At 46.3% G+C, this 20,106-nt stretch carries 15 protein-coding genes; 5 read left to right on the forward strand and 10 right to left on the reverse strand.

Features of this window, described 5'->3' with window-relative positions; genetic code table 11:
- The first annotated feature begins 57 nt into the window (after positions 1-57).
- Entirely contained in the window at positions 58-4,377 is a 4,320-nt protein-coding gene (fdhF, locus tag EKG39_RS04845) for a formate dehydrogenase subunit alpha (RefSeq protein ID WP_126504592.1), read from the forward strand.
- A 74-nt stretch (positions 4,378-4,451) separates the two neighbouring features.
- On the opposite strand, the gene EKG39_RS04850 is transcribed toward fdhF, so the two are convergent.
- From EKG39_RS04850 to ohrR, 4 genes are all read right to left on the reverse strand, one after another.
- Complete coding sequence (locus tag EKG39_RS04850; RefSeq protein ID WP_126504593.1) at positions 4,452-6,116, reverse strand: methyl-accepting chemotaxis protein; 1,665 nt, start codon at positions 6,114-6,116, stop codon at positions 4,452-4,454.
- 127 nt (positions 6,117-6,243) lie between these two features.
- Entirely contained in the window at positions 6,244-7,452 is a 1,209-nt protein-coding gene (gene chrA / locus EKG39_RS04855) for a chromate efflux transporter (RefSeq protein ID WP_126504594.1), read from the reverse strand.
- 105 nt (positions 7,453-7,557) lie between these two features.
- The gene (locus EKG39_RS04860) at positions 7,558-8,733 is read right to left on the reverse strand and encodes a glycerol-3-phosphate dehydrogenase/oxidase (RefSeq protein ID WP_126504595.1); all 1,176 of its coding nucleotides are present in this window, start codon (positions 8,731-8,733) and stop codon (positions 7,558-7,560) included.
- A gap of 82 nt (positions 8,734-8,815) precedes the next feature.
- Positions 8,816-9,268 (reverse strand): transcriptional regulator OhrR, encoded by a 453-nt coding sequence (gene ohrR / locus EKG39_RS04865; RefSeq protein ID WP_126504596.1) that lies wholly within the window; start codon positions 9,266-9,268, stop codon positions 8,816-8,818.
- Between the two features lie 384 nt (positions 9,269-9,652).
- Between ohrR and EKG39_RS04870 the strand changes: the two genes are divergently transcribed.
- From EKG39_RS04870 to EKG39_RS04880, 3 genes are all read left to right on the forward strand, one after another.
- Positions 9,653-10,123 carry an OmpA family protein gene (locus EKG39_RS04870; RefSeq protein WP_126504597.1) on the forward strand — a complete coding sequence of 157 codons (471 nt, stop codon included), beginning with the start codon at positions 9,653-9,655 and terminating at the stop codon, positions 10,121-10,123.
- A 336-nt stretch (positions 10,124-10,459) separates the two neighbouring features.
- A complete protein-coding gene (locus EKG39_RS04875; RefSeq protein WP_126504598.1) occupies positions 10,460-11,884 on the forward strand; it encodes a TlpA family protein disulfide reductase in 1,425 nt (474 codons plus the stop codon).
- A 165-nt stretch (positions 11,885-12,049) separates the two neighbouring features.
- Positions 12,050-12,247 carry a cytoplasmic protein gene (locus EKG39_RS04880; protein ID WP_126504599.1) on the forward strand — a complete coding sequence of 66 codons (198 nt, stop codon included), beginning with the start codon at positions 12,050-12,052 and terminating at the stop codon, positions 12,245-12,247.
- 122 nt (positions 12,248-12,369) lie between these two features.
- Here the strand turns inward: EKG39_RS04880 and EKG39_RS04885 are convergent, their stop codons facing one another.
- The 4 genes from EKG39_RS04885 to EKG39_RS04900 all read right to left on the reverse strand — a co-directional run bounded on the left by EKG39_RS04885 (position 12,370) and on the right by EKG39_RS04900 (position 16,997).
- Positions 12,370-13,497: a GGDEF domain-containing protein gene (locus EKG39_RS04885; protein WP_246028404.1), complete on the reverse strand. Its 1,128-nt coding sequence runs from the start codon at positions 13,495-13,497 to the stop codon at positions 12,370-12,372.
- 193 nt (positions 13,498-13,690) lie between these two features.
- Positions 13,691-15,259, reverse strand: a complete 1,569-nt coding sequence (gene ahpF, locus EKG39_RS04890; protein ID WP_126504600.1) for an alkyl hydroperoxide reductase subunit F — start codon at positions 15,257-15,259, stop codon at positions 13,691-13,693.
- 203 nt (positions 15,260-15,462) lie between these two features.
- A complete protein-coding gene (gene ahpC / locus EKG39_RS04895; RefSeq protein ID WP_126504601.1) occupies positions 15,463-16,032 on the reverse strand; it encodes an alkyl hydroperoxide reductase subunit C in 570 nt (189 codons plus the stop codon).
- Positions 16,033-16,253: 221 nt separating this feature from the next.
- Positions 16,254-16,997, reverse strand: a complete 744-nt coding sequence (locus tag EKG39_RS04900) for a spermidine synthase (protein ID WP_126504602.1) — start codon at positions 16,995-16,997, stop codon at positions 16,254-16,256.
- A gap of 317 nt (positions 16,998-17,314) precedes the next feature.
- On the opposite strand from EKG39_RS04900, the gene EKG39_RS04905 reads away from it, so the two are divergent.
- Complete coding sequence (locus EKG39_RS04905; RefSeq protein ID WP_126504603.1) at positions 17,315-17,848, forward strand: DUF3332 domain-containing protein; 534 nt, start codon at positions 17,315-17,317, stop codon at positions 17,846-17,848.
- Positions 17,849-18,114: 266 nt separating this feature from the next.
- On the opposite strand, the gene EKG39_RS04910 is transcribed toward EKG39_RS04905, so the two are convergent.
- On the reverse strand, positions 18,115-18,852 hold the full coding sequence (locus tag EKG39_RS04910; protein ID WP_126504604.1) for a dienelactone hydrolase family protein: 738 nt from the start codon (positions 18,850-18,852) through the stop codon (positions 18,115-18,117).
- 92 nt (positions 18,853-18,944) lie between these two features.
- Positions 18,945-19,934 (reverse strand): 2-hydroxyacid dehydrogenase, encoded by a 990-nt coding sequence (locus tag EKG39_RS04915; protein WP_126504605.1) that lies wholly within the window; start codon positions 19,932-19,934, stop codon positions 18,945-18,947.
- Positions 19,935-20,106: the final 172 nt, after the last annotated feature.

The raw sequence follows: 20,106 nt of genomic DNA on the forward strand, positions 1-20,106 counted from the left end.
GAAGTGCCAACTAAGAAACTTGCTCCTGATAGCTAATTAATAACTAAGGCAGATACGATGAAAAAGCTGAAAATCGATGGTACGCTGCTATCGGCTCGACCGGAAGAACTCCTGATCGACATAGCAAGAGATGCGGGGATAGCGATCCCAAGCCTTTGCGAGCGCCCTATCAAGGGTCAACACAAGAGTGGCGGTGAAGAGAAAAGTCACTGTAACCTCTGTGTCGTTGAGATCCATTCTCATAAAACCAGCACGGGTGATGAGACTCCCCCCTCAACCGTAAGATCCTGTGAAACGACATTTGCATCCCTGTGTGGTAATGCACAATCGAACGCAACAGACACAAATAGCCAGATTGAAGTTGTCACTCAATCGGCCTACCTTAGTCAGCAGCGACAAGCCTCGCTGACAGAAATATTGAGTGACCACTTTGCAGACTGTGAAGCCCCCTGCCAACAAGCCTGCCCGGCAGGCGTCGATGTACAGTCATATCTGTTTCATATCTCACAAGGCAACCATAAAGAAGCCGTAAAAGTGATTAAGGAGACCCTGCCACTCCCGTTATCCATCGGCAGAGTATGCCCCGCATTTTGTGAAACCGAGTGCAGACGAGGCCTGGTTGATGAGCCTGTAGCGATAAGACAACTCAAGCGACATGCTGCCGACCTGGATATCGAAGACAGCGAAAGCTATGTGCCGCCTAAATCTCCGGCTACGGGGAAAAAAGTCGCCATAATCGGCAGCGGACCTGCTGGTATTACGGCCGGATATTATCTGTCCAACTCAGGACACGATGTCACCATCTATGAATCTATGCCGAAAGCCGGTGGGTGGTTACGCTACGGAATTCCTGAATACCGTCTACCTAAGGCGATACTAGATAAAGAGATCGACTTACTTTGTCAAAATGGTTTAAAGATCCAGACTAACATCAGGCTGGGTGAGCAGATCCACCTGAAACAGCTCGTTGATGATTTCGATGCAGTCTGCTTAGCCATTGGCGCACAAAAAGCAGTACCGATGAACTATCCGGGTATCGATCTTGAAGGTTGTTACTTAGGTGTCGACTATCTCAAAGATCACTGCACAGAAAAGCACTACAGGACCGGAGATAAGGTAGCCGTGATCGGAGGAGGGAACACCGCCATAGATTGCGCGCGAACCGCAAAACGCGACGGCGCCGATGTCACCCTCATCTATCGTCGCACCCGTGACGAGATGCCTGCCGAGCCCTTCGAGATTGAGGAAGCCGAACACGAAGGCATTAATTTCCATTTCTTGACAAACCCAATAGAGAATCACAGTGATGCCAATGGAAGAGTAAAGAGTATCACTCTGGAGAAAATGGCATTGGGGGAACCCGATGCGACGGGAAGAAGGGCCCCTATCGCTACCGGAGAGCATTTTACCGAAGCCTTTGACACTGTTATTCCAGCCGTTTCACAGATGCCTGATATGGAGTTTCTCAAACACCCGGAAAGTCAGCTCACCACAGGTAAGCTTGCGCTTACCCGCTGGAATACATTTGAAGGTTGCGATCACACTATGTCGGCGGGCCTATCATCCGGCGTCGATAAACTCTTTGTCTTAGGTGACTCGAGGACGGGACCGGCTACGGCTGTCGCTGCGGTTGCCGACGGCAGAAAAGCCGCTCAAGCTATCGAAAAATTACTGACACAAGGCCTGGTCTGTGAACTGAGCCCTAAGCAGTTCAATGCTACTAAATCCGGTGACAATACTGAGTTATCTGCAGCACTTTACCCAGGTATAAAACAACAATCTAAAGCCAAGATGTTAGAGCTGGGCCTGAAAGAGAGAAGTTTTAATTTCAATGAAATAGAACTCGGCTTCGAGCCTGATCAAGCGATGCAAGAGGCTGCACGGTGTCTTGAGTGTGCATGCCAAGCCAATACCGACTGTAAGTTGCGCGACTATGCGACCGAATACAAGGTTGATTCAGCCTCCCTCACCAATGTTGAACCACAGAGTTCACCGAGACAGTTCAGTGTCGATACCAGCAGTCCTTTCATTACCTTCGATGCTAACCGCTGCATCAGCTGTGGTGCCTGCGTTGAAGTTTGTCAGAATCAGGATGGCCATAATGCCATCAGCTTTGCGCCCGATAATTATCAGGCTCTACCAACCGAAATTGCAGCTAAGCAGTGTAAACGCGCCCCTCGCGTCGGCTTTAGCGCCTCCATGAATGATAGTGACTGCGTGCAATGTGGTAGCTGCATTCAAGTCTGCCCCACCGGAGCTCTGGTCGATGCGCGGGATAAGACTCAGGGAGTTACTACTGAACTTAAGCAGGTGTCAACCATCTGCACCTACTGCGGTATCGGTTGCAGGCTTAATATGCATATCGATGAAAACAAAAATAAAATTAAACGGATCACCGGCGATACCCGCTCAGTCGTCAACGAGGGAATGTTATGCGTCAAAGGTCGATTCGGTTTTGACTTTATCGACAGTGAACAAAGACTGACTCATCCGCTCATTCGAAAAGAGGGAAAACTCGTTCGAGCATCCTGGAGTGAAGCTATCGATTATATCGGCAGTAAACTCAATCCTATTATCGAAGAGCATGGCGGTAATGCGCTGGCTGGACTCGCCTCGGCCAAAGCGACAAATGAAGATAACTACCTGTTTCAAAAGCTATTTCGAAGCGTTATCGGCACGAACAATATCGATCACTGCGCCAGGCTCTGTCATGCATCGACTGTGACCGCACTGTATGACAGCTTAGGCAGCGGGGCCATGAGCAATGATATTCCGGGCATTAAAGAGTCCGATCTGATCTTCATATTAGGCTCGGATACCAGCAACGCCCACCCCATTATCGGCTCCCATATTAAGGAGGCCATTCGTGACCATGGTGCCAGACTTATCGTGGCCGATCCCAAGCGAGTCGATATTGCCGATCACGCTCAGCTCTACGTCAAACAGAGACCCGGCACTGATATCATGCTGCTCAATGCCATCATGCAGCAGATCATTGCTAATAACTGGCACGATCAGGCCTATATCCAGAACAGAGTCGATGGGTTTAGCGCCCTTTACGACGAAGTGATGAAGCCAGATTACAATCTGGAGAATGCTGAGCTTATTACCGGCGTAGATGCAGCAGATATTGTCGCTATCGCACAGCAGATAGGAACCGCAGAGAAGACGGCTGTGTATTACGCCATGGGGATCACCCAGCATACTTCTGGCCATGACAATGTCACCGCAATTTCCAATCTACAGTTACTGTGCGGGAACATAGGTATTCGTGGTGCAGGCATTAACCCACTGCGAGGTCAGAGTAATGTTCAGGGAGCCTGTGACATGGGGGCTCTGCCGAATTACTTCAGCGGTTATCAAAGAGTCGATGATCCTCAGGTGCAGCATCAATTCAAACAGGCCTGGAATAATCAAGAGCTCTCCAACCGTGAGGGGATAGCTGCAACAGAGATGATGCTTTCAATTCTCAAGGGAGATCTTAGAGCACTGTACATCATGGGTGAGAACCCGGTATTGAGCGATCCCGATCAGACTCATGTTCTCGAGGCTTTGCAGGCTGTAGAGTTTATGATTGTACAGGATATCTTTTTAACTGAGACCGCCCAGCTTGCCGATGTGGTACTCCCAGCCCTGACGTTTGCAGAAAAAACTGGACACTTCACCAATACTGAGCGCCGGGTACAGCAACTGCAAGTAGCCGTTACGCCTGTTGGAGAAGCAATGGAAGACTGGAAGATAGTACAAGCAGTGGCTAAGCAGTTAGGCGCCGACTGGCACTATGAAAATGAGCAAGCAATATGGCACGAAATCACTCAGGTCACCCCTCAGTACCGCGGAATTAGTTGGGACTCTGTGGACGCTAACACTGAGCACGGTATCAGGGGAGTTCAATGGCCCTGCCCGGCGCAGGGGCATTCAGGCACACCTGTATTGCATACCAGTCAATTCACCCGTGGCCGGGCACAGATGAGGCCTGTCAGCCATACGCTTCCGCCAGAGATGCCTTGCAGCGAATATCCGCTTATCCTTTCAACCGGACGCTTACTCGAGCAATTTCATACAGGAACTCTCACCCGAAAGACGGCGGGACTGGATGAACTTGGTGCACCAAAGGTGATGATATCTGTCTATGATGCAGAGATATTAGGGGTTAAAAATGGCGATATGCTAAAGATCTCATCTCGCCGTGGAGAGATTGAAATCGCGGCCTTCGTGACAAAACGAGCCCAGGCGGGAGTGCTGTTTTTACCCTTCCACTTTGCAGAAGCGGCAGCCAATAAACTGACCATAAATGCACTCGATCCTATCGCGAAGATCCCCTCGTTTAAGCTCTGTGCCATCAAAGCGGAAAAACTTGAAGCGGCAATGGTGTAACGTGTTACAAACATAAACCATCAGCAAAAAGGGAAGCGCTTAGCTTCCCTTTTTGTTTTTACAGAAATTAACGGTTACACCTTAAACTGCCCAACCAGATCTCCTAGGTTATCCCCCTCCTGAGCCAGCTTTTGACTCACACCAGAGGTACTCTGACTCGAATTCATCAACTCATTGACGATATCCTGAATCGCAAAGACGTTACGATTAATCTCCTCGGTCACTGAACTTTGCTCCGTTGCTGCGGTAGCGATCTGCGTACTCATGTCATTTATCGACGTCACGGCCGATGTCACCGCACCAAGACTCTCAGAGATGGCTCTTGATGACTCAACCGAACGCAAACAACTCTGCTGACTCGCATCCATGGTACTCACAGCTTGTGAAACAAGGTTATGGAGTTCACTAAGCATCTCATTGATCTCTAATGTGCTGGCCTGAGTCCTGCTGGCCAGGCTGCGAACTTCATCGGCAACTACGGCAAAACCGCGCCCCTGCTCACCGGCTCTCGCCGCCTCTATGGCTGCATTTAACGCCAATAGATTAGTTTGCTCGGCAATACCGCCAATCACGGTTAAAACACTATTAATTTTCTGAGATTGTTCACGCAGGGAGTTAATATGCTCGGCAGCCGTGTCTATTTCAGCCATTAGTGACGATACTTCGGTTAATGAAGTATCAACACAATCCTGAGCCGTGGTCACATCTCCGGTTGCGGCGAGTGTTGCTTCAGCCACTTGAGAAGTATTTTGTGCTACCTCACTCGCGGTCGCTGACATCTCGGTGATAGCAGTGACCACCTGATCAGTCTCATTGTTATGGTTAGCCAACTGCTCAGCCATCACCTGTGTCTGACTATTAATATCATCTGCGCCACTCTTGACCTCTAGGGTGACATTGGCGACATCCCTGATGATCCCCTGCAGCTTGTCGACAAACAGATTAAATGCCCGGCCAAGCTGCGCAATCTCATCACGCCCCTCAATATCGAGTCGCTTAGTAAGATCTCCTTCCCCTTTGGCAATATCTTCTAAATTGGTCACCATATTTCTTATGGGGTGTACCATACGTTGCGCCGCAATAAGCACGCCCACTACTGTCAGCAAACCTAAAACCAAGGTAATAACCAGTATGGTTATCGCTTTACTCTTCATATGTTCGGTGAGCGTTTGTTGAAAACCGGAGATCTCCGCTTCGATATCATCCATATAAGCCCCGGTACCTATCATCCAGTTAGTATTGGGGATCATCGCGGCATAACTCACCTTAGGCACCAACTCGGTTACACCGGGTTTTTTATGGTGATAGTGGAAAATGCCATCACCATTTCTGGCGGCATCCAGCAGACCGACTATGACTTTCTTGCCATTAGGATCTGTCATGCCAATGTTATTCATCCCCTCTTTCTCAGGCGTTGCACCGTGAAAGATGTTGATCCCCTGCTCATCATAGATGAAGAAATAGCCCGACTTACCGAAACGAATTTTACGCAGTGCAGCTTTCGGGTCTCCTCTCTCACCCAGGGTTAGTTGGTAAGCCACGATTTGGACGGCTATCTCAACCTCCTCTTGAAGCTGGTGCTGACGACTCTCAAGCAACTTTTCTCTGAAAGAGACAATATTTTGCTCTAAATTACTCGACTCAATCTGGTAAGAGAGGGCCATCAAACAGGTAAAGACTAACACCAAAGGAAGCAGTGCGAATAACAACAGTTTATTTTTCAAACTCATGTTTAGCATCTCTATACTCTCCCCACATGAACTTTTTGGTAATAAATACCCATAGTGAATAAAGTATAGATGACATGTACATTTGGTTATGTTTTAGGCAGAAATATTCAGTCTTAAGAATGAGAAAGCATACTCGTTACGTGCACCCGCTAATGACACCAAAAGAGATAAACAGCAACACTAAGATCAAAATGTGGGGCTTGAATATCTTAAGAAGACCAAAACCCAAGAGAACTAATACCATGTCGATGGGTTCAACCACAGCCCCGGTAAATATCGGCTGATACAAAGCTGCAAGTAAGAAACCGACCACACAGGCATTCACACCGGTAATTGCTCCGATGATTTGTGGACGTTGACTGAGCCCATGCCAACTCCTCAATGCCACCAGCATGAGTAAGAAGCCGGGTAGGAAGATTGCAAGCGTTGCGACCAAGGCGCCAGTTAATGGTTGAGTTCCCCATAGCTCAGCCCCCAGGAAAGCAGCCAGTGCAAACATAGGTCCCGGAACCGCTTGTGCCAATGCATATCCGGTTAAGAAACGGTCGCTGCTCATGCCGTCCCCAACACTAGCCTCCAACAAGGGAAGCACTACATGCCCGCCTCCGAAGACCATGCTGCCCACCTGATAGAATTGGCTAAACAGATAAATAAGTTCTTGCTGTATGTTCCCCGTAGAATGAACATCCGCTTGCGATGAGAGTAGCAACACAGAGCCACTCAGAAAGAGAGCGAAAATACCCAGCCAAAAATAATTAAGCTTCACCGGCTCTCTAACAGAGGTCACATCAGAAAAAGTGCCGGATGCCATCTGTCCAGACTTGTCAGACAGAGCGACGCTTCCTACCAAAGCCGCAAATATTAACAATACAAACTGAAGCCAGACGGCGGCCTGTAACAAGACGATAGCGCCACTGATAATCATCACCAAACGTGATGGTGTATTTCGGCAAAATTGGTTAAACATGAGCCACACCGCATCGGCAACCACAACCACTGCCAATAACTTCAGGCTATGAATGATGGATGTCGTTATCGGGTACTCCATCCATTGAGCACTGGTAACCGCCAACAATAATAACAGGATAAATGAAGGTAATGTAAATCCTAGAAAGGCGGCTACCCCACCGAGGAGCCCGCCTCTGAGGTAACCGATGGCGAATCCGACCTGGCTCGAACCTGGCCCGGGTAAAAACTGGCTCAGTGCAACAAGCCCACCGTACGCCTTCTCGTCGAGCCATTTGAGTTCAATAACGAAAGTTTGTCTGAAATAACCGATATGTGCGGCGGGGCCGCCAAAGCTTACTAAGCCTAATGAGAGGAAACGAAAAAAGATCTGCCACATATGAAAGCACGAATAGAAACGGTGCCTTACTTTAGACGGGCAATATGACAAAAAGATGAATTTGATACCAAAATATATTAATTTAAAAAATCTGAATGGTACGCATTAATACAGTGGCATTTTATCTACATTGTCGAGTGGAGCTCGTTTTCCAATAAGCCCTTCAACCCAGGCTACCACCTCTTTAGAGGTCGCTCTGAATGTCGTTAGCTTCCCGCCATAAAGGCTCATTATTCTTGGGTGGGATATACGCTTTAATAGCAGTATCTCTCTTGGGCTCTCAAATGCACTGCCACTGTGTTTAGGTAATACTCTTACACCACAAAATGTCTCGACAATCCGCTCCTCAAGCTTTTCCACACTACCGGTTCCGGGGAAATAATGCTGATAGATACCCAGCAGATAAAATTGCTCCTCACGAGTAGGTTCGGGTTGATAAGCTAAATGCTCAATGCTTGTTTCTGTCGTTCCCAGTAAGGTCTTTCCCTTCCATGGCATAACAAATACAACCCTTTCATCAAAACACGACTCTAAGTACAAGATCCCATCAGGTGGGGATATATCGAGTAGAAGATGGGTTCCCTGAACCAGCTCAACTTCCTCTTTCACCATAGGGGGGGCAACGCGGTTCAGAACCTCATTAACCCAGGGACCAGCGGCATTGATAACCGATGAAGCCTGTACCACAACCTCCTCATCCAGGTGTGTATATTTCACTTCACAAGAATCTGGCCTATGTGTTATTGACTCACAGGTCGTATCTTGTAACACCTTTGCTCCTAATGACTCAGCACTTTTTATCACAGCTTTCGTTAATGCTTTATCATCCGTTTGCGCATCCCAGTATTGAAATACGGCCTTTAACCCCTGGAGTTTTAACCCCTTGAGCTTTGACCATTGAACTGCTGGAATGCTCTTAAAGCGCCCTAGAGGATCTAACTCGCTAAGTAATGCGTAGAGACTCAAACCGGCCCGGACAGTCCATTGGTTGCGGTGGCTATTATGATAAACGGGAATGTAGAATGGAACGGGCTTAACAAGACTAGGCGCAAGAGTAAGCAAACTTCTGCGTTCGGCCAAAGACTTTCGAACTAAGGGAAGCTGTCCGGTCTCCAGGTATCTCAAGCCACCGTGGATAAGCTTACTGGAGTTAGCCGAAGTCTGTCCTCCCACCTCCCCTCTTTCCAGCAGCAATACACTGAAACCTGAAGCGGCAGCACACTGGGCGATGCCGGCCCCATTGATCCCACCACCAATTATGACCACATCCACTTTCTTCACAACATCTCCTTATGAGTCCCGGCGAAAATAAACTATCCGGCAGGCCTTATGTTCAAGATTGCATGAACGTTAAGTATTAAGCTTATGACTTTTCTACCGCTAACTCATGATAGACCTCATCACATAAGGTTTTAAGCTGCACCAACGATTGTGTTGGTGTTCCCACTTTACAACGCATCAATTCAGGAACTTCCATTGCTGATTCTCTCAGAGATTTCCCTTCAGGCGTAATATGCAGCACCCTGACTCTTTCATCTTTTTCACTTCTCCCACGGCTAATCAGCCCTTTTCCCTCTAACCTTTTGAGTAGAGGGGTTAGGGTGCCGGAATCGAGGTGAAGCTTATCGCCTAAGGTTTTAACGCTGATACCTTCGTGTTGCCAAAGTACTAACATAGCCAGATATTGTGGATAAGTAAGATCGAGTTTATTAAGCAGAGGTCGATACGCCCTTACCATGGCATTTGCAGCACTATATAGTGAGAAACAGACTTGATTGTCCAGTGACAGTGGATTGCTATCTTTTTCTGTAGTCATATTTGAGTAAAAAATTGATTCAGTTGTGCACAATATACTTCTATCCTGACAGTAAATCGATCACTTTCCTCAAAAATAACCTCTCTTCTCGAGAAAGAATGTAAATTTTTAGCAGACTTTTCACCTCCTTCCAGGCAATAGGTTTACCGTCAAAGAACAGCATTAACGATAGAGAATACAGATTCAGGCTTGTGTGCCTGCCGGCTTTCTGACTCCTGTAAGTGCAAGATAATTGGTCTCATACGCCGATAGAAATTCTCATCTTCTTTTAAATTGATTTTCCTCCTGCATTAGCTTAAATTTGCGCCTAAAATATGGAATACACTTAGCAAAAATGGTAAGTCGACACTTACAAACCAGATAATTGCTTCAACGGAGTTGAAAATGAAAGCAGAAATCGCTGTTTTATTTCTGATGTGCACATGGAATGTTGCCGCGCAATGTGACAATAATATTTACCTGACCTCTATCCCTTACGCTAAAAACAGCTCCTACTTCCCATCTGAATATTCGAAGAAGCTGGATACTGTGCTTGAACAAACCTCAGCCAACAAGGGGTATCTGTTACTCGAGTTCCAAGTCACTGAACAGGCAGATGACGAGAGTAAAAAATACAATATGTGGCTCGCCGGCCGCAGGATAAATAGAGTAAAGGAATACCTGACAAGCTTGAGTTATCCCTCACCTATCGTCAGCAAAATACTAACGGCAAGCACTCACGATAGACGTGATGTCAGTATCAGTTGGTGCAAGCTTTCGGAAGATCAGGGCTCAACGGTTATCGCCGCTCATGGCGAGCGGAAGGTCTCTGAAAGCAATATAATACCAATCGGTATAAATCACGCTCCGCACTAACACTAATCCTGCTGATGTGACCAAAATCTATTTCATCCCCCTCGAATGACATCATAATAGGTGTCAGATCCAGTAGTTAATAACGAGTGATACAGTAGTGCTTAGTTTCCAAAGGGGATTTATACCGATTGGAATAAGCACTATTTTGAAGTGAGCGACTCATAAACCCCGAATAAGTTTAATATTTTTTTATTAAACAAGCCTCAGTTCCCAAATCCGAATGTTTCGAGATTTACGTTGCAACTATTGAACACAAATTTATCTATTAAGCTAACAAAGCGTAAAATATTAGCATATTCCATTATTCTCGATTGAGACCATCCCATGGGAGGGAACATGGCCAGAACCATACTATTGCTTATTTTTTTCTGCCTCAGCTCGTTTTCCACAGCCAGTTATGCTGTACCTACAACTTCAGAGGCAACCCCACCTCAAACTTGGCATTATGTGAATGCAGATGGTGAACTCAAGGTAAAGCTCTACTTTTTCTGGTCTAAGACTTGCCCTCACTGCGCCGAAGCCCATCCATTTATCGACTCACTTCCCCAAAGATACCCCTGGATAGAGCTGGAGTCCTATATGGTTTCAGAACCCGGGTCGATGAAAAAGTGGAAAGAGATCTCTGCATTAACAGAGACAGAGGCAAGATCGGTTCCCTATATGGCATCGTGTGAAAAAGCCGTTATTGGTTACAGCAGTGAAGCGGTTACAGGGCAGTATTTGCTTCAAAACCTCAAAACCTGTTATCAATCTTTAGGCGGAACACTCGACCCTAACGAGACTTATCAGCCGGTCGCCTCAACGGCAGCAAAGGATGCCCCTCTTTTCGGCACTTGTAGTGACAGCAGTGGAGATGAAGCTGGTGCTGGTACATGCGATCTGGGTTTAACCGAATCCCAGGTTCACACCAGCTCAGTCCAACCGGTAGAACTGCCCTTAATTGGCGTTGTAAACCCCGAGCAACTGTCACTTCCTCTGCTGACAGTTGTGCTTGCAGGCGTGGATGCCTTTAACCCTTGTGCCTTCTTCGTACTCCTGTTTTTACTTTCTATCATGGTCAATGCAAAGAGTCGAACACGTATGCTTATCGTCGGAGGAATATTCGTTTTCTTCTCAGGCTTTATCTACTTTCTCTTTATGATCGCATGGTTAAATATATTTGAACTTTTAGGCGCAGGCAGCGATGGAGGAATGATTATTCTCGGGGCGGGTATTCTGGCTCTTATCGCCGGCATGATTAACTTAAAAGACTACTTCTATACCAAGGGGGAGGTATCGCTCTCCATGTCGGCAGAAAACCGAACCGGGCTTATCAAGCGGATGGGGAAACTCACCAATGCCAGCTCAATGGCGGCCATGATAGCCGGTACCGTTGTCCTGTCCATTCTAGCCAACGCTTATGAGCTACTCTGTACAGCGGGTTTCCCGATGATATATACCAGCGTACTGGCAATGCATGAGTTACCGGATATGGAGCGCTACTTCTACTTAGCTTTCTATAATATCGTTTATGTCATTCCACTGGCGGCTATTGTTATCGCCTTCAGCGCAACCTTAGGTAAGCGTAAACTCACCGAAAAGGAAGGACAAACGCTAAAGCTGATGTCAGGCATCATGATGGTAGGGCTTGGTGGAACGTTAGCGGCAGATCCCACAGCATTGCAGAATGTCGCCCTTGCTATCGGTCTTATCCTGAGCTCGATTCTGCTTACGTTCGTCATCACAATGACAAGAAAGACACTGGCAAAATCTAAGCGTTAAAAATCAGGTTTAGTATTGATATAACTACTTCAAAAGGGTGCCCCTCATCAGGCACCCTTTTATTTTGGCGCTATTGGCATTGATATTTGTAGTCCTAAGAACTTTTATATTAAAGTTTACCGATATACGGCCGATAAACACCTATCGAGATAGTAGGAGCACAGCATGGCAGTAACAATTGGTACCCCGAATTTAGAACCCAATATGAGCAATGGAAGTATTGGTGTGAAAGTGGCTCAGCTAGCCAAAGGGCAGCAGGAAGCCGAAGGTGAGATTGCGCTCCAACTCATTCAAGCTGCTGAGCCTGCAACTCCGGCTGCTCCCGTAGGAAACTCAGGGCACAATATCAATATCAAGGTATAAAGTAAGACGGAATGAACAAAAAAAACCGTTGACCTCATCGAGGTAAACGGTTTTTCAGTTCTTCCAAGGACACAGGTTTAATCAGCCCCCTCTCTCAGTTGAGATACATAGGAGCCTTTATGTCAGCCTCCGATGTACCTGTCCCTTCCCGTTGATTTTGCGCTGTAGAGTAACTTATCGGCTTCAGAGATAAATTCATCGGCACTCATGCTCTCTCGGCACTGACATACACCTTGAGAGACGGTGATATAGCTGCCTAACTCTGAGTCGGGGTGAATAAGTTTAGCCTCCGCGAGCTTCAGCTTCACCTTTTCAGCAACCTGGCAAGCTCCATTCAAATCGGTATCGGGAAGCAGCAGTACAAACTCCTCCCCCCCATATCTGGCGGCGAGATCTCTCGGGCGATGACAGATACCGGCAAGCACCTTAGCGACCTCAACCAGACATTCATCTCCCACCTGATGGCCGGAGCTATCGTTGAGACGCTTGAAGTAATCGATATCGATAAGAATAAGGCATAGTGGGTGATTATTTCTTTCAGAAGCCCTGATCTCCTGTGACAATATCTCATCGAAATGACGGCGATTGCTGATATTGGTTAAACCATCCACCAGCGCCATTCTCCTGAATTGCTTTAACAGATACTGCTTTTCAACATCCCGCACGATCGCTTTCCTGAACCAGGAATACAGCACTTTCTGACCAGTCACCAATATCGCCAGGAAACAAAACAGCTTCGTCGCCGGAAACAGAGGGTTGGCAGGCACCTCTATTAAGCGGGTAAAAAAACTAATCAACATCAGGGGCAGTACAGCCGTCAACATGACTCTTCTATCGGGGAACAATGCGATCGCGAAAGTTAACACCAGCACATCAATTAATGACTCAACCCCGATTAAAGCGGCATGTTCAGCATACATTTCCCCCCCATTTTCAAACAATTTCCAAATTAAGAATAGCCAGGCAACTTCTAACATAAATAGATAGGTGAAAAGCGCCCTGTTTGAAACTTCAACGCCTTTGAAAAACCGGCTCGTCACTGTGCCAATCGAAGCAATGATCACGATAGGGGCCAAGAAAAAGGTTGCCTGATGCAGACTGAGCAAAGGAGTGGAGTGCATTTTTATATTGGCTAAGAATACAACAACGAGGAAGAGTGATATTAGTGTTGCCCACATCATCCCCTTGACCAGATAATGGTGGGTCTCTTTTTTTAGCTGCGACTCAATTGATGAAATAGTGAGATCCATAACAATAATGCTACATCCTTATTAGCTAAAAATATTACACCCCGATTAAACGACTCAATTCTCAATCAAATATATCTTCATTATAAGCAGCTTAGAAAAAACAGCCAAGCAAACCTGCTTATTATTCAGCTGGTAACTGTAGAACAAAAAGCCAGCACTGACGGCTGGCTTAGTAAAAAAATAATATTAATTTTTATGCTGCGTCTTGTTCAAGCTCTGGTTCGCTATGCCTGATAAGGTAATCGAACGCTCCCAAGGAAGCAGTTGCACCACTACCCATGGCAATAATAATCTGCTTAAAGGCAGAGTTAGTCACATCACCTGCGGCAAAGATGCCCGGCACTGACGTTTCAGCCTTTCCATCGACCATGATCTCACCTCTGGCGGTTAAATCTATGGTGCCCTTCAACCATTCAGAGTTGGGTATCAGGCCAATTTGAACGAAGATGCCGGCAAGAGCTACATGATGTGATGCCCCCGTTGCTCTGTCGGTGTAATTGAGTCCGTTAACACGCTTACCATCACCGATGACTTCTGTCGTCATTGCCTGAGTGATGATCTCGATGTTACCCATCGACGCCGCTTTACGCTGCAAGACCTCATCGGCTCTTAATTTAGTGTCAAACTCCAGCACGGTGACATGTTCAACGATGTTAGCCAGATCTATGGCCGCTTCGATGCCCGAGTTACCACCACCAATGACCGCGACACGTTTGCCCTTAAATAGCGGGCCATCGCAGTGCGGACAGTAAGCCACACCTTTACCACGATACTCCTGCTCACCGGGCACATTCATTTCACGCCATCTTGCCCCCGTCGCCAGAAGTACAGTTTTACTCCTTAACACGGCGCCATTCTCCAGCTCCAGTTCGAACAGTTCACCGGACTTAAGGCTTAGCGCTCTCTGGTTATCCATGATATCGACATCATATTCATGAACATGGGCTTCCAGATTGGCTACCAGCTTAGGCCCTTCGGTGGCCTTAACTGAGATAAAGTTTTCAATGCCTACAGTTTCAGCAACCTGGCCACCAAATTTATCGGCTACGATCCCGGTGCGCAACCCTTTACGTGCCGCATAGATGGCCGCCGATGCGCCAGCCGGGCCTCCACCAACAACTAAGACTTCAAAAGGCTCTTTTTCCGCCAGCGCTTCTGCCTGACGGGCTACAGCTCCGGTATCAATTTTATTTAAAATTTCAGCTAAGCTAATACGCCCTTGAGCAAAGAGTTCACCATTTAGGTAAACAGAAGGTACGGCTAAGATATCCCGCTCAAAGACCTCAGTTTGGAACAGAGAACCATCGATCATCACGTTGGTGATATTCGGATTAATCGCCGCCATCATATTGAGTGCCTGCACAACATCCGGGCAGTTCTGGCAACTTAAAGATACATAGGTTTCAAAATGGTATTCGCCCGGCAATGCCTTTATCTGCGCAATAGTGGCATCATCCAGCTTTAGTGGATGACCGCCGGTATGAAGCAAAGCTAAAACCAGAGAGGTAAACTCGTGCCCCATAGGCAGGCCGGCAAACGTAATATCGGTCATGCTATCTGCATTAGTCACTTTCATCGAAGGCATACGTTTGCCTTCAGTTTCGGAAATACTAACTAATGGTGACAGACTCTCGATGTCCCGGGCTAATGACCTGAGCTCTTGCGCTTTAGGGCTGTGATCTGCAGACACGACAAGTTCAACTGGGCGCTTGAGGTTTTGCAGATAGGTGTTCAGTTGATTTTTTAGATTCGCATCTAACATGATAACTCCTAAAAATTGATACCTATATCTATGAGTATCAATGAATAAAATGGGATATTAATAATGACTGGCTCGGTCATAGCAGGGGGATTGTCCGAGCCGGTTTGGAGATGAAACATCACTTGAGTGACTGTCAATCTGTCACTCAAGTGGCCGGTAGTTTGGAGGTATATACTGGGTATATCTACCGGCTATAGGTTTATTTAGATCTTACCGACGAGGTCAAGAGAAGGTGCAAGAGTCTCTGCACCAGGCTGCCATGCAGCAGGACAAACTTCACCGTCGTGGGTAGCAACATACTGAGCAGCTTGAATTTTACGAACAAGTTCAGCAGCACTACGACCTATCCCTAAGTCATGAACTTCACTGACTTTGATTTGACCTTCAGGATTAATAACGAAAGTGCCGCGAAGTGCTAAACCATCTTCTTCAATCATCACACCGAAGTTGCGTGAGATAACACCCGTTGGGTCACCGATCATTGGGTACTGGATCTTGTTGATAGTATCTGAAGCATCGTGCCATGCTTTGTGGGTGAAATGTGTGTCAGTCGATACTGAGTAAACTTCAACACCCATCGCCTGCAATTTCTCGTAGTGATCAGCCATGTCGCCAAGCTCAGTAGGACAAACAAAGGTGAAGTCAGCAGGGTAGAAGAAAACAACTGACCACTTGCCTAACAGGTCTTGTTCAGTAACCGGTACAAACTCACCTTTATGGAACGCTGTTGCTGAGAATGGTTTGATTTCGGTGTTGATGATTGATTGATTCATTTAAAGCTCCGTTAGAGGTTATTAATTCTTTTAACTGACCCTGTACCTGTTTGTCAGTTCGTTTTCGATGTGAAGATAATAACCAAGAGCATTAATTAAATATAACGAGTAAAATCTATTATCCTAATCGTTTTTTCAGAACAACCAATTCTGATGAGCAATTTGATGGATAAACAGACATAAACATGCACTTTATGACTAAAAAGCCGACTTCGCTTCAACTACTCCCAAATGTCGAAGCGTGTCAAAGAGCGTCCCAAGGTAAAATCCAATTGCTGTGACAAACTGTGCGCCTTGGTTTTTAACCCACTACTGCTTATCTCCCTTTGAGTCTTACCCGCAAGCACCACCCAGTTTCCGCCGCCAGTCAAGCAGGCCCTAACCTCGCAGAAATGTTTCTGTAGCAGGCTCAGCAAAACACGGTTTTGGCTATGCTCCTTCCAACAATTCAGCACCAGAAACCCGTCGGACTTTATCAATGACGCCGAATTTTCGATGAACGCTTCGGATAACTGGCTCTCATCCACACCATCGGCACCATAAATGTCGGCAAAGATAACATCGGCCTTTTTATGATCACCTTCCTGAAGAAACTGTGCAGCATCTTGATGAATAACGGTGAACTTCTTGCCAATCGGTAATTGAAAAAAGCGTTTAGCCAGCTCAATCACTTTTGACCTCAGCTCGACCGCGGTGACTTTAATACCGGTATCGAAATGACGAAGCGCATGGATCAAGCCACCGCCACCTAAGCCTAAAATAATCACGCGCTTAGGCTTGATAAATAACAGGACTAAAAGCATGGCTTGCAGATATGTATGCTGAGGAATATGGGGTTCCAGCTTAAGGAGCTTACTCTGCTCATCGTTGTCACCAAAGGAGAGAACACGCATGTGTCTATCGTCCAGGACCAATAGAGGCCCATGTTCATCTTCGCATTGGTGAAGTATTTCTAAATCTGTCATGAGGTCTCCAAAAATTCGGCGTGTATTATGCTCCAAAACAGCTAAATAACAAAGCTACCGACTCTCTCTACTCGTCAAAATTAACGGTTCACGAAGAGCTACAAGCGTTAACGACATGGCCAAAAGTGATGAATAAAAGCACTGGATCCATCAATAACAAACTAAATAAAACAGATTTGATAACAGCCACGCTAAACAACACAGCATTCAACACCAAATCTCAACCTGACATTGTGATCCAGCTCCCCCACATTTTAATTTTTGTCATTACAATCTTGCCGCTTTCCCATCAACGACTCGCATACACCAGGAATACGATGAAAAAATCCCTTATTTCGATCACTCTCGCCGCCCTATTAACCAGCCAACTGACAGGCTGTATGGGACAGATGGGTCTCAGCGCTATGCTTACAAAAGGAAATTTGAGCGCTGTAGATAACCGCTATGGTAGAGCCGGACTGTTCGTCTTGCTTAGCCCAGTCTATGGTTTAACCGCAACCGCAGATCTATTTATCTTCAACAGCATCGAATTTTGGACCGGCACTAATCCCATCACCAAACGCTCTCCAGCGGTTGTTGATATGCCGGTAGAAGCGATTTTTAAGGTTAATTCACATTTAAATAAAGAACTCACGACAGCGCCACTTCCAGAGGTGAAGCTGACCAATGCCACCATGGAAGCAACCGATGAAGAGACTTTAGTAATGACTTTGACCTTCGATGATGGCAGTCAGCAACAGATGTCAGGACATAAACGAGGGGAACAGGTCGATTTCTATCTCGATAATGAATTTATCGCCAGAGTCAGTGTCGATGAGTTGGCCAGTTATTCCTGCCCGGAAAAGGCATAGGAGTATCTTGATTAGGGCCACATGCGTGGCCCTAATCAAATATATTAATACTCTCTATGAAAAAGTGGCTTAACTGCTTAAGCAGACGATGGAAGAATCCCACAGCCCCCAGATACATCTGGCATTAACAATGATCTGGCTCCGATACTCCCATAAACAGTGAGCGAAACTTACTTAAGCAGACGATGAAAGAAACCCACAGCCCCCAGAGACATCGGCATTACCAATGATCTGGCTCCGATACTTCCATAAACAGTGAGCGAAACTTACTTAAGCAGACGATGGAAAAATGCAACAGACTCCTGATACATCTGCATAGCAAGCGCGGGGTCATAACGAGCCTCACCATCACGCATAAAGGCGTGTTGCGCGTTAACCTCGAGCCAACTGAAGTTCTTGTCTGTTTTTTCAAGGTTGGCATACACCAGCTTGCGCCCTTCGCTTGATACATGGGGATCTTGTTTCCCCCACACCATAGTCAACTCTCCCTGAATGTCTTCAGTTCGGGAAAGCGAGTCATTGCCCTCTTCACAAGGGATAGTATTAGAATGAACATCTGTAGCATAAAGACAGAAAGCCGCTGAGATATCCGGGTTAATGGCTGCACGATATGCTAAGTGGCCACCAATACAGACCCCCATACTTCCGACATAACTGGTACAAAAAGCCAGGCTTCTCGCAAAGTGAACCAATGCCTCGGTATCACTGTCATGATGCTCCAGTGGTTTGGCAAACTTATCTGCATTGCCTTTATCTTTGCCTGCATCATCGTAGGCTAAAACGGTGCCTATGGGGTTCAACTCATGAAACACTTCAGGAACAAGCACCACAAAGCCATGACCGGCCAGTATAGTGGCAGCTCTTGCGATTGGAGCTGTCTGCTGGAATATCTCAGAATAGAAAATAATGGTGGGAAACTGCCCTTCTGCATTCGGACGATAAAGATAGGTACGCATCGTTCCGGTAGCGGTGGGAATATCGTGGAGCTCTTGACTAACCATCATAATGTTAAACCCTCGGCTGATAGATTAATCATTAATCTATCAGCCAAATATCAAGATGTCAGGTAAAACTATTCGATGAGTCAAAGCTGAATTTAAAACAGCTCGTTCGGGCACGCTTCCCCTTTAACTAACTGCTCCACATTCATCAAGCTCGTATAAGCAATCGAACTTAATGCCTCGTGAGTCAGAAAGGCTTGGTGACCGGTGAAAATCACATTATGGCAAGCCGATAATCTTCTAAATACATCATCTTGAATGATCTCATTGGATTTATCTTCGAAGAAAAGTTCTTTTTCATTTTCATAAACATCTAAGCCAAGTGAACCTAACTGACCAGATTTAAGGGCTTCCATGGCATCGAATGCATTGAGTAACCCACCGCGACTGGTATTTATCACCATCACACCCGGCTTCATTTTTTCGAAACTTTCTTTGCATAAAAGATGATGATTATCCGGAGTCAGAGGGCAATGAAGGCTAATAATGTCACAATTCGGGTATATCTCATCGAGCGACACATAATCGACACCCATATCGATCACGGCCTGATTAGGAAAAGGGTCATGAGCCAGCACTTTACAGCCGAAACCTTGTAAAACCTTGATCGTGGCTAAACCGATTTTTCCAGTGCCTATCACTCCCACCGTGCGATTATGCATATTAAAGCCGACTAAGCCTTCTAATGAGAAGTTCGCATCCCGGGTTCGTTGATATGCCTTATGAACTTTACGATTCAGAGTGAGCATAAGGGCAATCGTGTGTTCTGCCACAGACTCCGGAGAGTAAGCTGGCACATTCACGACTCTTATCCCTAACCTTTTGGCGGCATCTAAATCGACATTGTTGAAGCCGGCACAGCGCATCGCTATTATTTTAGTGCCATTCTTGGCAAGTTCGACTAACACCTCTTCACAGAGTGAGTCGTTTACAAATGCACAAATGGCTTCGAAACCGTGTGCGAGTTTGACCGATTTCATACACAGACGATAATCGAAATACTCGATCTCAGCACCGAAAGCCTCATTGGTTCTATCGAAGTGCTCTATGTCATAGTGCTTAGCACTGAAAAATCCTATTTTCATCTCTTTTCCCCCACCCACTAATTTCACCTAATCTGCTAGTATGTACGCTTTTTTATCCTGAGTGTGCAAGCAATATCAAATTTTAACCTTGATTCTCAACCTGTCAGTAATTTCTTTTATTGTGAAGATTATTTTCTAAATCCGCTGAAGTTGACCTTCACAGGCGATAAAT

Origin of the sequence: Shewanella atlantica (genome assembly GCF_003966265.1) — a bacterium.
Lineage (GTDB): Bacteria > Pseudomonadota > Gammaproteobacteria > Enterobacterales > Shewanellaceae > Shewanella > Shewanella atlantica.